This window comes from Cytobacillus firmus NBRC 15306, assembly GCF_001591465.1.
Classification (GTDB): domain Bacteria; phylum Bacillota; class Bacilli; order Bacillales; family Cytobacillaceae; genus Cytobacillus; species Cytobacillus firmus.
Map to the genome: position 1 here is coordinate 44,050 of NZ_BCUY01000019.1, position 13,351 is coordinate 57,400.

Here is a 13,351-nt window from a genome sequence, read left to right on the forward strand (position 1 = left end):
GTGATAATTCATGCGTATTACACAAAGTATGCTTATTCGCAGCAATCTTAATTATATTAGCAATAATTATGAGCGCTATGGTGAAATACAGGATCAAATTAATTCCGGAAAAAAAATAACACGTCCTTCTCAGGATCCGGTTATTGCGATGAAAGGAATGCGTTACCGGTCACAGGTAGTCGAGGTTGAACAGTTTCAGCGCAACTTGAGTGAAGCCTATAGCTGGATGGATAATGCAGATGCCTCACTGGATAAGACAACGCAAATCCTGCAGCGGATGAAGGAGCTGGTTGTCCAAGCCTCCAATGATACGTATACAACGGAAGATCGAAAAGCTGCAGCCATGGAAGTAGAACAGCTTGAAGAACACTTAGTGGCAATGGCCAATACAAAAGTGGGAGACAAATATATTTTTAATGGCACAAACACAAATGCCAAGCCGGTTGATTTGGAGAATATTCATAAAGAAATAGCTGATGTTGCAGGAAATGCGGCAAATATGGTGATTACTTATCAAGGCAAACAATTTAATTATGATAGTACGAGCGTTTCCCCCAATTTTAAATATACAGACGGCATAAAGGAAATCACAGTTAATACTGGCTCAGGGTCAATGAGCATCAATCCGGCACCGATTTCTCCTGCAACTTTTAATCAGGACGATGTTGTCATTTCGCAATTAGGCTCAATCCCAACCAATCAGCAGGATTTTAGAATTGAAGTTATGAAAGGGATAACCCTTCCTGTGAATATAACGCCGCAAAACGTTTATTCGGCAGAACTTTTTCATGACATCTCTAACCTAAAGGCAGCTTTAGAGGATCCTAGTCAAAAAGGCGGAGACATTGGTGAATTTCTAAATAAGATAGAAGACCATTTGAGCAGTGTTACGCAGGAACGTGCGGAATTGGGTGCACGCTATAATCGGGTGGAGTTAGTAGATGAGCGCCTTGCTCAGCAGGAGATTATCGCAAATCAGACCATGTCTGAAAACGAAGATATCGATTTTGAAAAAGCGATTGTGGATTTAACTTCACAGGAAAGCCTGCATCGTGCGGCATTAGCTGCTGGTGCGCGTATCATACAGCCAACCTTAATGGATTTTCTGCGATAAAGTAAAACTTTAATAATCAAAAGCAGCTATCTTTTTAAAGATAGCTGTTTTTGCAGGTAAAAGAAGAGAGGAGACCTTTATGCAGCTTGCAAAGATACAGATTTCAACTCAAGCTGGATTTCTTGGCATTCAGAAGCAGGATGCGAAGCTGCATATCCAGCAGCCGCCTGCAGAAATGAAAATGCGGCAGCCTCAAGCAGATATTCAGTATGAAAAAACGAAGGGCCGCCTGCAAATAGACCAGTCTGAAGCATTTGCAGAAGCGAATTTGAAACCAATAACACAGCAAATAAGAGAATGGGCAAGCAAAGCCCGGCAAAAACTAAAACAAGGTCTCGCTGAGGAAGCAAGAGAAGGCGATCAGCTAATGAAAATTGAAGGTTCCAAAAAAAGCATGATTCCGCAAATTGCGAAACAGGAAAGCGAACCTTCTCCTAAAACGGTTAATAGCAGCTTTCTGCCAAGCACGCCAGAAAAAGTTAAATTTCACTACACACCATCTAACCTGGAAATCAACATAAAAGCAAATAAAGCCATCATTGAAGCAAAACCTCACATGCCAAGGTTTCAATACCAGCCAGGAGATATCAGCATTTACCTAAAGCAAAAAGCAGCCATTACCTTTAAAATAGCTGGCGGCACAATTGATCTTCAAAGATAACGTGAATAAACCAATAAAAAGGAAATGATCACATGCAAATAAAAACAAAATACCACGGCGAAGTGGAGATACAAGAAACAGATATTCTTCATTTTGAAAAAGGCTTGCCTGGCTTTCCTGACGAAAGCTATTTCACCTTAATAGATTTAACCGACGACCATCTTTATCAAGTATTGCAATCCACAAAAGAACCGGAAATAGGTTTTATCGTCACAGATCCCTTCTTCTTTAAACAAGACTATGATTTCAAATTGGAAGATGCCATTGTAAACAGCCTGCAAATTCAAGAAGCAAAAGATGTGAAGGTCTTCGTCATTCTGACTCCAAAAGAACCGTTCAACCAATCGACAGCAAACTTTCAGGCACCTGTTATTATCAATGAGAAAAACAGAAAAGCAAAACAAGTGATATTAAACAATCCCTCCTACAAATCCAAACACCCTCTCTTTGCAGAGGAACAAACACAGGCGAAAGGGTGAAAAACGATGCTCGTACTTTCCAGAAAAAAAGGTGAATCCATCAAAATCGGCGACGACATCGAAATCACCATCATCGCCACTGCCAACGACCAGGTGAAAATCGGCATCACTGCACCCAAAAACATTGAAATATTACGCAAAGAATTATTTGAAGAAACCCAGGACGAAAACAAAGCTGCATCAATCGCTATTAGTGACATAATAGCCAACATAAAAAATTTCTCGAATTTAAAAAATAAAAACTAAAAACTATTAAATACTTGTCGCAAAAGGTCGATATTAACATTGTAAGAGGGAAAAAAGGCGGCCGACTTTCTTCCCTCTCAAATACATGATGGTTCACAAGGACGTGAACCCGACATTCAAGGAGGAAAACAAACATGCGTATTAATCATAATATCGCAGCGCTTAGCACATATCGTCAGTTAAACGGTGCTAATGCAGGGCAAATGAAATCAATGGAGAAATTATCTTCAGGTCTTCGTATTAACCGTGCGGGGGATGACGCTGCTGGTCTTGCAATCTCTGAAAAAATGCGTGGACAAATTCGTGGTCTGGACCAAGCTTCACGTAATGCTCAAGACGGTATCTCACTAATCCAAACTGCTGAAGGTGCATTGAACGAAACTCATTCAATTTTACAGCGTATGCGTGAATTAGCAGTTCAATCTTCAAATGATATAAATAACTCTAACGAACGTACTGCATTACAAAATGAAATGGACCAATTAGCAAAAGAAGTTAACCGTATCGCTAATAATACTCAATTTAACACTAAAGACCTGTTAAAAGGTGACTTTGCTAGTTCGTCTTTAGACTTCCAAATAGGTGCTAACCAAGGTCAAACTATTTCACTAACAATATCTAATATGGCTGCTGGGTCCTTAGGGGTTGGTTCAGCCAACACTGAAGCAGCTACTGGCTTAGATATCAGCAGTGCGTCTGCAAGTTTTGATGATGCTATTTCCAAAATCGATGCAGCAATTCAGTCTGTTTCAAATGAACGTAGTAAGTTTGGTTCTTATCAAAACCGTTTAGAGCACACAATTAATAACTTAGGTACATCTTCAGAGAATCTAACTGCTGCTGAATCTCGTATTCGTGATGTAGATATGGCAAAGGAAATGATGAGTCAAACAAAGAACTCTATTCTTTCTCAGGCTGCTCAAGCAATGTTAGCTCAAGCGAACCAACAACCACAAGGTGTTCTCCAATTACTAAGATAATTTTTACTATCGCAATTCTATATACTTTTAGGTATATAGAATTGCCTAAAGAAATATCGTATCAGTTAGGTGAAAATTGATGCGATATTTCTTTAGTAGATTAAATATATAGGGAGAGTGCAGGGATGCCCCCGTTTATATCACTTTGTATGATTGTAAAGGATGAAGAAAAAGTTTTAGATAGATGTCTTACTAGTGTTATGGGAATAATTGATGAAATTGTGATAGTAGATACAGGGTCTACAGACAATACAAAAAATATAGCAATAAAACACACAGATTTTGTCTATGATTTTGAATGGACAAACAACTTTTCAGAAGCAAGGAATTATGCAGCATCTAAAGCAACTGGTGAATGGATTTTAGTATTAGATGCTGACGAGTTTGTCGATCCCGAGAATCTGAAACAATCTATTTCAGAAATCAAACAACATGATAATCAATATGGTATTTATGCTGTAAACATTATCAATTTTGCGGGTGAAAAGGGTGAAAGTATTGCTCAACATAAACACGGAAGAATCTATCGAAATGATGGGAATATTGAGTTCTACCGTTCGGTTCATGAGCAATTAAGAGCTAAACACGGATCTGTCAATTTTGCTGTATCCTCATTAGTTATTTATCATTCGGGTTATTTAAGCAACATTGTTAGAGAAAAAGAAAAAATTACACGTAATTCAACTTTAATACAAAATGAATTAGGCAATTCAACTAGCGTGGCGTTTGATTACTTTAACTTGGGTAATGAGTTCAAAAGAGAAGGTAAAATGGAAGAGGCTTTAGATTCCTTTATAAAGGCATATAAGGAGAAAAATTCAAATCAGCTAAGTTGGGTCTCATTTTGTTTATGCAATATTGTTGAATGTCTAATTAGTTTAAAAAGATATGATAATGCACTTGAAGTTATAAAAGATGCAGAAGTGGTTTATTCAAACTCTGCAGACTTTACGTTTTTTAAAGGAGAGATTTATCTTTTACAACATCGCTATAAGGAAGCGAAACGAATTTATTCTTCGCTTATTCGGAATTCAAAAAAATATTATGATATTATAAAAAGTCCAGATTTTCTTGAGTACTATCCGTATAGAAGGTTAGGATATATATTTGAGTTAGAGGGAAATTTAAAAGAATCAGTAAAAAGTTATGCTAATGCCATTAATATAAAGTCAGATTGTTTAGAATCAACGTTTCGTTTAGTGAAATTATTGGCCAAACATCATAATGATAAAGAAATTTTTGAGTTTTTATCAAGATCTATATTACATGGTAAGATGTCAGATAGATATTTTATTCAGTTAATAAAGCTATTTTTGAATCAAAGTTTATTTAAACTTTGTCAGATGATAGGAGCAAAATATTTAGCTGATGATGAGCTCATTATAAACTTACTTCAATTTAAAGGTCAGATTATATCTGGGGAGTATCGAAAAGAAATGTTCGAAACAATTGATACAACCTTTATTCTTTCTGGATTAAACTTAGGGCTGCTTGATCTTAATGATTTATTTATTTTTTTCAACGATTTAGGGACAGCACCAAGTACTATAAAAAATTCAGTGAAAGTTATTTTAAATACTAATTCTGTATATGAAATGTTAATAAATGGACTGATTTACAATCAATCTTTAAAAACAGAGGAAATAGACACATCCATATACCTAAGTCTATTAGAAAAGTGTCTCATTTTTAATAAGGTCCAATTGTTAGAGAATCTGATCGTACATCAAGAAACGTGGAACCTTCATCTCGATGCAAAAATAGCGTCTATTTTTTATAGAAATGGATACGAGGACCTCTCGATTAATTTTTACCAAAAAGCACAAGAGGAAGATCTTACGGAAGAGGATTTTAATCTAATTATCAAGTATTTGATTAAAAATGATAATGAGTTAGAAGCAAAACGTATAGCAAAAATTGCATTTAATATCTTTGATAAAGATCCTCAATTTGAAAGATACTTGAAACAAATTTAAATGAAGTCACCCCGGAAGGATTGAATTTTTAAATGCCAGTAAGTTACTATCAAGCCATCTCGGAAATATTAAAGATTATAGAAATTGAAAGACCTACCTCTATTTTAGATATTGGAATTGGCTATGGAAAATACGGTTATCTCTGCAGAGAAATATTAGAGTTACCTTATCAACGTTATTTCAAAGAGGATTGGGTAGTGACTATTGATGGAATTGAAGGTTTTGAACAGTATAAAAATCCAGTTCATGAATATGCCTATGACAACGTTTATTATGGAAATGCGAAAAATCTAATTAAAGAAGTAGGATCATATGATGTTGTTCTTTTTATTGATGTGTTAGAACACTTTGAAAAACATGAGGGAATTGCCTTAATAGAGGAAATTCTTGCTCATACAAATAGGAGTCTCATTGTTTCCACCCCTATTTATCCCTCTGAACAAGGTGAATATATAGGAAATGAATTGGAAGAACATAAAAGCAGGTGGTCATTGAAGGATTTTAAAGATTTTGACTTTACGTATAAAGAATTCACTATTGGGGAAAATGGTGCACATATTATAAAATTTTATCCACCCTCTATTGAAAAAAGAGTAGTTCATAGTCCGACTATTATAAATAAACCAGTTCAAAAGACTCAGAATTTAACAATTACCTATATTTTGCCACACAAGCACTTAACAGGTGGATTAAAAATGTTGTTGGAGCAAATGAGACACCTTAAGAAACGTGGTCATGTAATTCAAGCTGTCTATAGAGGTAGGAATGGAGAGTCGGTCTTACCAACATGGACAGAATTAGAAGTAGATCAAGAAATTTTAGTACCAATTGGAGAGAAGTATCTAAATTATATTAATGACACAGATGTAATTGTAGCTGGTTGGATGGACCAAATTCCTGAACTTAAAAATTCCATTATTCCAGTGTTTTATTGGGAGCAAGGTAGTGGTTATTTATTTGGAGATATTCCAGGTCTTCAGTGGGAAGAGGAAGCCATTATTAGGCTCAATTTAAAGAAATACTATACTCAAGATATTAGTATCGTTGCAGTATCTAAATATGTTTCAGATGTTTTATATGCTAGATATGGAATAAGTTCAGATATTCTTCCTAATTATTTAGATATAGACTTTTATCATCCAGCTAAAATCCCAGGGGATGATGAAGTTCCTACTATTTTATTAGTGGGTAATCCAACATGGGGATTTAAAGGGTTTAAAGTAGCTTTACATGCTTTAGAGCTATTAATCAAAACTGGATATAGTTTTAAAGTGAAATGGGTAAGTCAGGTAGATTTTGAATTAAAACAACTTTCCTTTCAGATAGATGTCGTTGTAAGTCCATCACAGAAAGAATTAGCTGATATCTATCGTGAGTCTTCTATCCTTCTTTTTGCATCTTGGTATGAAGGGTTTGGGATGCCGCCACTTGAAGCTATGGCTTCTGGAGTAGCAGTCGTTGCAACAAACTGTGGTGGAGTTGAAAGCTATGCTGTAAATGGGAAAAACGCTCTTCTTTTTGAGCCTGGAGATTATAAAGGAATTACAACTGGACTGCTATATCTACTAAAAAATAAAGAATTTAGACAACAAATGGCAGAGGAAGGAAGAAAAACCGCTCTGGAATTTAGCCTTGACAAAGGGATTAAACTCCTAGAGCAATATTTATATAGTACAATTGAAGAATTTAAAAATAATGGTAGCGAGAGTCTTGATTTTAATCTTGAAACCTAAGTGTTTACTTTTGGTATGTATCTATAAATGGGGCATAGCGAAGTAATGAGGCTTTATACAAAGCACTCAATCTCTTACTAAAGCATTATCAGAAATGATTGCAAAAGCAAACCAAAACCCACATACTTCAATTATTACGTTAATTTTAGATTGCAAGAAGGAGACTCTAGCTTTGCTAGGGTCTCTTTTTTGTTCCAATATATTACTTTTGTTATGAGGAACATTATATCAATTATTAATGCTGACTTCTTGAAAAGAAGAGAATACGTTAGAAAATGACAAAATTTATATAATTCAGTTAGTTTCTTAGAGGCACTTAACGGAGGATTACAACAATTAAACTCAAATGTTAATTTAGCAAGGGTGCGAATATTTAGGATATCAACTATAATTTCATTATTAGAAATGAAGGGAGTGATTGAACATGGTAAAGTTCCTATCGAAACTTTTTTCTTCCAAGAAAAAGAGTAAGATTATCAAACCAAGATTTATAGGTTGGGAAAATAAAAACCAATGTAAGCCAACATCTAGAGATTTATAATAAACCCTGGGTTAACTTAAGCAAAAGGGTAATCATAAAATGGTTGCCTCTTTCGCTTTTTGGGGCAAATGGGGAAATTAATAGTGCCCCGAAGGTCAACCAATTGGCAACAACCTCTGTACAAAGAACTCAAGTAGCAAAAAAATACATAGCCAGTCTACCGAAGTACTAAGAGAATTGACTAATGATAAATAATGATATCAAAAATAGAGAAGGGAGTGAAAAATAGTGAAGGTATTTCCTTGTGAATGCTATTGTCATTGTTTAATTTGTGCGATTAAGAATATCATCGATATAGGGAAAAAATGAGAGTCATGAATGCAAAGTAAAGCGTTCATGGCTCTTTTTACGTTAGGAGAGATGCACATGAATGATCTAGCCAAGCATTTCAGCAGTGGCTCTTTAAAGAAGGGAGGACAACCAAAACAATTGAATCCTACGTGGGGGACGTGAAAGGTTTCCAGAAGTATTTAGATGAGAAGGCGGTTGAGTCCAATCAGCCGCTTTCACGCTTTTCCTTTGTCCGCTACAAGCAATACCTTCTAGATCATAACTTTGCCATTGCGACCATCAACAAAAAAATCAATAGCTTGAAAGTGTATAACGACTTTTTACGAATGAAAGGGATCGTAAGTGAGTCCTTCATACAGATAAAACGTGATCGAGTTAAGGTTGCAGCAGGCAGTGAACACGTGGTGACTGCCCTATCAGACAAAGAGGTTGAGCAGTTATTGTTTTACCTAGAGGACTCAGCAAAAATATCGATTAGAAATAAACTGATCGGCTATCTACTTCTTTACACAGGAGTTCGGGTTACCGAGCTAGTGAACATCAAAACAAAAGATGTTGATTTTCTAACGAGTACATTGACGGTTCGGGGAAAAGGGGGAAAGATTCGTGAAATCAGTTTGCGAAAAGATGTAGTCGATCTGTTTCGGGCGTATATGAAAGGAGAAAGAAAAGAATCAAAATTCTATGAAAGCGAGTACCTTTTTCTAAGCCAACGAGCCTCGAAATTGCACCGAGATGCAGTAAGAGATTGGTTAACAAATGTATCTAAGGATGTTGGATTCAAATTGCATCCACATTTACTGAGGCATACCTTTTGTACCCGCTTACTGAAAAAAGGTGTCGATCTAACAACAGTTAATAAATTAGCAGGACATAGTACTGTAAACATGACCGCCAAATTCTACATTCAAACATCAAGAGAAGAGAAGCAGAATGCGGTTGAAATGTTGTAGGAGAGGAGAGCTGCAAAAGTGAAACTGATTCAAGCACTAAACGATATAGAATGGCTTAAAGCTACTAATGCTTTGCCAATATCTATAATAGAAGCAATCGAACAAGACTTCTTAACATTGTTTGAAGCAGAGGGGGATGGAGTAAACATGTTGACATTTCGATTACCAACACAACAGACACTCATTCTACTTGAAGCTAGTAACATTGATAATTCTGAGTTGTTATTTAGCAGACTCAAAGTGTTTAATTCACACTTCTCTTCAACAACCAATTCACACTACTTATATTATTATTAATAATATACCTCTTCAATATAACAAGTAAAAAGTACGAACACTTCAATTTTGCGTATTTCATCCGATATAAAAGGTAGCAATCTAAACGGATATAGGAGGATAACCGATGATTGAGGGGATAAAGGCGAATTCACCTTCACAGCAGCGCTCTGTTCACTTAGTAGAAAATAAATCAGGTTCTGAGCTGGAAAAAGCAAGAGAGAATGAAAAAAATGAGAATATGCTAAAGCAGCAGGATGCAGTAAAACTTAATGAAATCAAAGAGGTAGTGAAAGGGATTAATGAGTTTTTGCAGCCTTCGCATTCTTCATTGAAATTTGTCTTTCATGAAAAATTGGAAGAGTATTATGTATCAATCATTGATGAACAGACGAAAGAGGTTATTAAAGAGATTCCATCAAAAGAAATGCTGGATTATTATGCAGCGATGACGGAGAAACTTGGTTTTCTTATTGATAAAAAAATATAAGGAAGGTGATTGCATATGAGGATAGGCGGATTAGCGAGCGGGATGGACATTGATTCCCTCGTCGCTGACTTAATGAAGGCTGAACGGATGCCGCTGGATAAATTAAAGCAAAAGAAGCAGGTGTTAGAGTGGCAGCGGGATGACTATCGGGCTATAAATACACTCCTTCTTGATTTCCGTAATGAGTTAACACAAATGAAGTTAACAACGAAATACCGGGTAAGGAGTGTAACTTCATCAGACGAAGCCAGAGTGACGGCCACTGCTTCTAGTGCAGCAGGGTTAAACTCATTTTCTATTTCTAAGGTATCTAAATTAGCAAGTGCTGAAAACTGGGTGACGACAGGGTCAATTGCGGCCACTAATAAATCCATTGACGCTACAAAATCATTAGCATCACAAGATGCAAACGGGAACTTCGGTGTTGGCAGTGGTGGTGCTGCTCCTGCGTGGAACTGGGAAACAGGTGCAGTAGGCACTCAAACAATATTAGGAAATGGTTCAACAACAGGGTTGAAAATAAACCTTGCTGAAGGGGAAGCGGTTGATACAGCAAAATTTGGTAAGATGTCAGTAAAGGTCAATGGCGTTTCATACGAATTAGTTGACCCATCGACGGCTTCTTTAGGTCAAAAGCAAGTCAAAATGGCCGCTGATGGCAGTTTAACTTTCGGTGAAACTGTTGCTGCCGGTGCAAGTGTGAAGGTTGACTATATTACAGATAAAAAAGTTCAAACTGCCACTTTAAAAAAGGATAGCAAAATGTGGCAGTTAGATAAAAGAAATATCAATAGTACTGGTTTTAGTTTGACTATAAACGGTTCAGCTGTATCTGTGGCAAGTGATGGAACCTTCTCAACAGGTAAAGTGGATTTTGAAAAAGGAACGATTACTTTTGACAATCCTCTGACTGCTGATACCGAAATAAGTACAAGTTATACCCAAAATTACGCAGATTTTTCAATAAAAACGTATACGTCCACATCAGGAACCTCACAAATAGAAGAAAAATTTTTAATTGAATCATCAGATTCCCTAAATCAGGTTATCAATGAAGTGAACTCTTCTAAAGCAGGGGTTTCTATGTTTTTTGATACTGCTACTGGAAAAGTGTCGATGATGCGAACAGAGTCAGGTGATTATTTTGAGAATAGTAATACGGTCGCCCGTGACAGTGATATAACCATAGCCGGAGATTTTGCTTTACAAGCACTCCAGCTTGGAGATAATACCGTAACTAAAACACATGGTGAGAATGCCTCATTTATCATAAATGGGTTAGAGACAACACGGTCGTCTAATACCTTTGAAATTAATGGGGTAACGATCACACTCAAAAGCAAATTTGAAGAAACAGCAGGAGCTGTATCGTTATCTGTCAAAAATAATGGTGATCAAATATTTGAAAATATCAAAGGATTTGTAGAGAAATATAATGAATTAATAGGAAAAATCAATTCCAAAGTTACAGAAGAAAAATATCGCAGTTATACGCCTCTTACAGATGAACAGCGTGAACAGCTCAGTGATAAACAGCAGGAATTATGGGAGGAAAAGGCAAAGAGTGGTCGGTTGCGGCGGGATTCCGTTTTAACTGGAGCTTTGTCGTCAATGCGGATGGATTTTTATCAGCCAGTAACCAATAGTGAAACCAATCCATTATTAAATCAATTAGCAGCAATAGGAATTACTACCACTTCCAGTTATTTAGAGGGAGGAAAGCTTGAAATTTCTGAATCAAAATTAAAAGAAGCCATTAATAGTAATCCTGATGCTGTCGAGGCGCTATTTAGGGGAGGCTCTGATTCAAGCCTAGATAGTGAAAAAGGGATCATGCACCGCTTGTATGATACGGTTAACGGTGTCATGGACAAGCTGAAAGAAAAAGCCGGGAATTCTTTTTCTACTAATACGCAATTCACCCTAGGGAAAAATCTTATTGATGTTGATAAACGAATTGACCGTTTTGAAGACCGTTTAAGACAAGTAGAAGATCGCTATTGGCGTCAATTCACGGCAATGGAAAAAGCAATCCAGCAAGCGAATCAGCAGTCTGCTTTTTTAATGAATCAATTTAACGGCGGAATGTAAATAGAAGCAGCAGGAAGAAGATAGGAGTGTTCAATAAATGGCAAGCGCATACCAATCTTATCAACAAAATTCAGTAAATACCGCATCACCCGGTGAATTAACGTTAATGCTATACAATGGGTGCTTGAAATTTATCAACCTTGCCAAAAAGGCCATTGATGATAAAAATATGGAAGATAAAAATGTGAATTTATTAAAAGCTCAGAAAATTATCCAGGAGTTAATGGTGACATTAAATATGGATGCGGAGATATCCAAAAACATGATGACATTATACGACTTTATCCATAATAGATTAATAGAGGCGAATACGAAGAATGATCTTGCCATTCTGGAAGAGGCTGAAGGGTTTGTGACGGAATTCCGTGACGCATGGAAACAAGCCATTCAGTTAAACCGCCAAAAACAGTTCGCTCAAAGCGGGCAGGCGTAATGTCTGCCGTTGAAGAGTTTTATCGGCACACTCAAGAACTGATCAGCTTGCTTGAGAATGATAATGAATTCGGACGGGACGAAAAGATTATTGAAATGAATAGACTGATTGCCAAGCGAGAAGCATTAATACTTCATATAAAGCCTCCTTTTTCTAAAGTGGATGAAGAGCTTGGTGTTAAAGCTGTAAAATTAAATGAACAATTGATGATTCTTTTGAATAATGAAAAGGGCCAAATCCAGAAGGCTATAAAAGAATTGCGAAATAAAAAGGATTCATCGAACAAATATGTTAATCCTTATGAAGAAATTATGACTGATGGCATTTTTTACGATCAGCGGAAATAGGTGAGATAATTGGCAAAGCTAGAAGAAAAGCACTACAGCATGATTACACAATATACAGGTTTGCTTGATACCATGGAAGAAGCTTTTGATTATGTTTTAGAAAGCTTCACTGATTTTCAGCGTACGGAGGGTGACCGTGTATTAATCGATATTTTTGCCGGACTTGAAGAGGTGGCGAAAGCCAATCTGCAATTAACTGATCTCTTCCAAGACGAAACATCCATTATGAATGCCTTAAACGGCTTTGATACAGTAGTTGAAAAGGCTGGGCTGCTTGAAGGGAGTTTTAGCGATCCCAGCAAAAAAGCAGAATTGGTAAAAAATCATATATTTCCAGCCTTCTCAGCCTGGAAGAGCGCCATCAGAGAAGAATTGAAGCCCTATTCCCAAATTTAATCAAACGTTTGATTAAATACTTTAAAGATTCAGGAGGAGGTTCAAATGGATATCGCATTGATGTCAATCGCTCTAAACCAAAGCCAAGTCCAGCAGCAAGCTTCTATTTCAGTCATGAAAAAAGCAATGGATACCGCACAAGGAAATGCCGAATTCATCAACCAAATGATGAGTGCCTCTCAAGTGCAGGAACTCCAGCACGCAGCCCAGCCTCATCTTGGTGGAAATATTGATTTTAAAGGGTAGAGCAGCCAGCAGCTGCTCTATTTTTCTGTCAGAAGGGATCTTTTTATTTGATAAATACTGGGTCCATTTTTGTAATTTATGAACTTTTTAAGTTTGTA

At 36.6% G+C, this 13,351-nt stretch carries 14 protein-coding genes and 1 pseudogene; all 15 read left to right on the forward strand.

Annotated elements, in window-relative coordinates:
• The first annotated feature begins 10 nt into the window (after positions 1–10).
• The 15 genes and pseudogenes from flgL (at position 11) to BFI01S_RS08055 (ending at position 13,253) form a co-directional block, all read left to right on the forward strand.
• Entirely contained in the window at positions 11–1,114 is a 1,104-nt protein-coding gene (flgL, locus tag BFI01S_RS07985; RefSeq protein WP_061792134.1) for a flagellar hook-associated protein FlgL, read from the forward strand.
• Positions 1,115–1,193: 79 nt separating this feature from the next.
• Positions 1,194–1,775 (forward strand): DUF6470 family protein, encoded by a 582-nt coding sequence (locus tag BFI01S_RS07990; protein WP_061792135.1) that lies wholly within the window; start codon positions 1,194–1,196, stop codon positions 1,773–1,775.
• Between the two features lie 32 nt (positions 1,776–1,807).
• On the forward strand, positions 1,808–2,254 hold the full coding sequence (fliW, locus tag BFI01S_RS07995; protein ID WP_061792136.1) for a flagellar assembly protein FliW: 447 nt from the start codon (positions 1,808–1,810) through the stop codon (positions 2,252–2,254).
• A 6-nt stretch (positions 2,255–2,260) separates the two neighbouring features.
• A complete protein-coding gene (gene csrA / locus BFI01S_RS08000; RefSeq protein WP_061792137.1) occupies positions 2,261–2,500 on the forward strand; it encodes a carbon storage regulator CsrA in 240 nt (79 codons plus the stop codon).
• 134 nt (positions 2,501–2,634) lie between these two features.
• Positions 2,635–3,480: a flagellin Hag gene (gene hag / locus BFI01S_RS08005; RefSeq protein ID WP_061792138.1), complete on the forward strand. Its 846-nt coding sequence runs from the start codon at positions 2,635–2,637 to the stop codon at positions 3,478–3,480.
• A 125-nt stretch (positions 3,481–3,605) separates the two neighbouring features.
• The gene (locus tag BFI01S_RS08010; protein WP_061792139.1) at positions 3,606–5,456 is read left to right on the forward strand and encodes a tetratricopeptide repeat-containing glycosyltransferase family 2 protein; all 1,851 of its coding nucleotides are present in this window, start codon (positions 3,606–3,608) and stop codon (positions 5,454–5,456) included.
• 32 nt (positions 5,457–5,488) lie between these two features.
• Complete coding sequence (locus BFI01S_RS08015; protein WP_061792140.1) at positions 5,489–7,189, forward strand: glycosyltransferase; 1,701 nt, start codon at positions 5,489–5,491, stop codon at positions 7,187–7,189.
• 924 nt (positions 7,190–8,113) lie between these two features.
• Positions 8,114–8,974: pseudogene (locus BFI01S_RS08020) on the forward strand (tyrosine-type recombinase/integrase); the annotation flags it as partial.
• A gap of 18 nt (positions 8,975–8,992) precedes the next feature.
• The gene (locus BFI01S_RS08025) at positions 8,993–9,271 is read left to right on the forward strand and encodes a hypothetical protein (protein ID WP_061792142.1); all 279 of its coding nucleotides are present in this window, start codon (positions 8,993–8,995) and stop codon (positions 9,269–9,271) included.
• A 106-nt stretch (positions 9,272–9,377) separates the two neighbouring features.
• The gene (gene flaG, locus BFI01S_RS08030) at positions 9,378–9,740 is read left to right on the forward strand and encodes a flagellar protein FlaG (RefSeq protein WP_061792143.1); all 363 of its coding nucleotides are present in this window, start codon (positions 9,378–9,380) and stop codon (positions 9,738–9,740) included.
• A gap of 42 nt (positions 9,741–9,782) precedes the next feature.
• Complete coding sequence (fliD, locus tag BFI01S_RS08035; protein WP_235831136.1) at positions 9,783–11,831, forward strand: flagellar filament capping protein FliD; 2,049 nt, start codon at positions 9,783–9,785, stop codon at positions 11,829–11,831.
• 37 nt (positions 11,832–11,868) lie between these two features.
• The gene (gene fliS / locus BFI01S_RS08040) at positions 11,869–12,264 is read left to right on the forward strand and encodes a flagellar export chaperone FliS (protein ID WP_061792145.1); all 396 of its coding nucleotides are present in this window, start codon (positions 11,869–11,871) and stop codon (positions 12,262–12,264) included.
• Positions 12,264–12,611 carry a flagellar protein FliT gene (gene fliT, locus BFI01S_RS08045; protein WP_061792146.1) on the forward strand — a complete coding sequence of 116 codons (348 nt, stop codon included), beginning with the start codon at positions 12,264–12,266 and terminating at the stop codon, positions 12,609–12,611. Before fliS ends, fliT begins: the two co-directional genes overlap by 1 nt.
• 9 nt (positions 12,612–12,620) lie before the next feature.
• The gene (locus tag BFI01S_RS08050; protein ID WP_061792147.1) at positions 12,621–13,007 is read left to right on the forward strand and encodes a DUF8042 domain-containing protein; all 387 of its coding nucleotides are present in this window, start codon (positions 12,621–12,623) and stop codon (positions 13,005–13,007) included.
• 45 nt (positions 13,008–13,052) lie between these two features.
• Entirely contained in the window at positions 13,053–13,253 is a 201-nt protein-coding gene (locus tag BFI01S_RS08055) for a YjfB family protein (protein ID WP_061792148.1), read from the forward strand.
• The last annotated feature ends 98 nt before the right edge of the window (positions 13,254–13,351 follow it).

Coding starts and splice junctions, on each gene's coding strand:
- BFI01S_RS08010 (WP_061792139.1), top strand. CDS start 3,606: ATGCCCCCGTTTATATCACTTTGTATGATTGTAAAGGATGAAGAAAAA.
- hag (WP_061792138.1), top strand. CDS start 2,635: ATGCGTATTAATCATAATATCGCAGCGCTTAGCACATATCGTCAGTTA.
- BFI01S_RS07990 (WP_061792135.1), top strand. CDS start 1,194: ATGCAGCTTGCAAAGATACAGATTTCAACTCAAGCTGGATTTCTTGGC.
- csrA (WP_061792137.1), top strand. CDS start 2,261: ATGCTCGTACTTTCCAGAAAAAAAGGTGAATCCATCAAAATCGGCGAC.
- flaG (WP_061792143.1), top strand. CDS start 9,378: ATGATTGAGGGGATAAAGGCGAATTCACCTTCACAGCAGCGCTCTGTT.
- BFI01S_RS08055 (WP_061792148.1), top strand. CDS start 13,053: ATGGATATCGCATTGATGTCAATCGCTCTAAACCAAAGCCAAGTCCAG.
- fliS (WP_061792145.1), top strand. CDS start 11,869: ATGGCAAGCGCATACCAATCTTATCAACAAAATTCAGTAAATACCGCA.
- BFI01S_RS08015 (WP_061792140.1), top strand. CDS start 5,489: ATGCCAGTAAGTTACTATCAAGCCATCTCGGAAATATTAAAGATTATA.
- flgL (WP_061792134.1), top strand. CDS start 11: ATGCGTATTACACAAAGTATGCTTATTCGCAGCAATCTTAATTATATT.
- fliW (WP_061792136.1), top strand. CDS start 1,808: ATGCAAATAAAAACAAAATACCACGGCGAAGTGGAGATACAAGAAACA.
- fliD (WP_235831136.1), top strand. CDS start 9,783: ATGGACATTGATTCCCTCGTCGCTGACTTAATGAAGGCTGAACGGATG.
- fliT (WP_061792146.1), top strand. CDS start 12,264: ATGTCTGCCGTTGAAGAGTTTTATCGGCACACTCAAGAACTGATCAGC.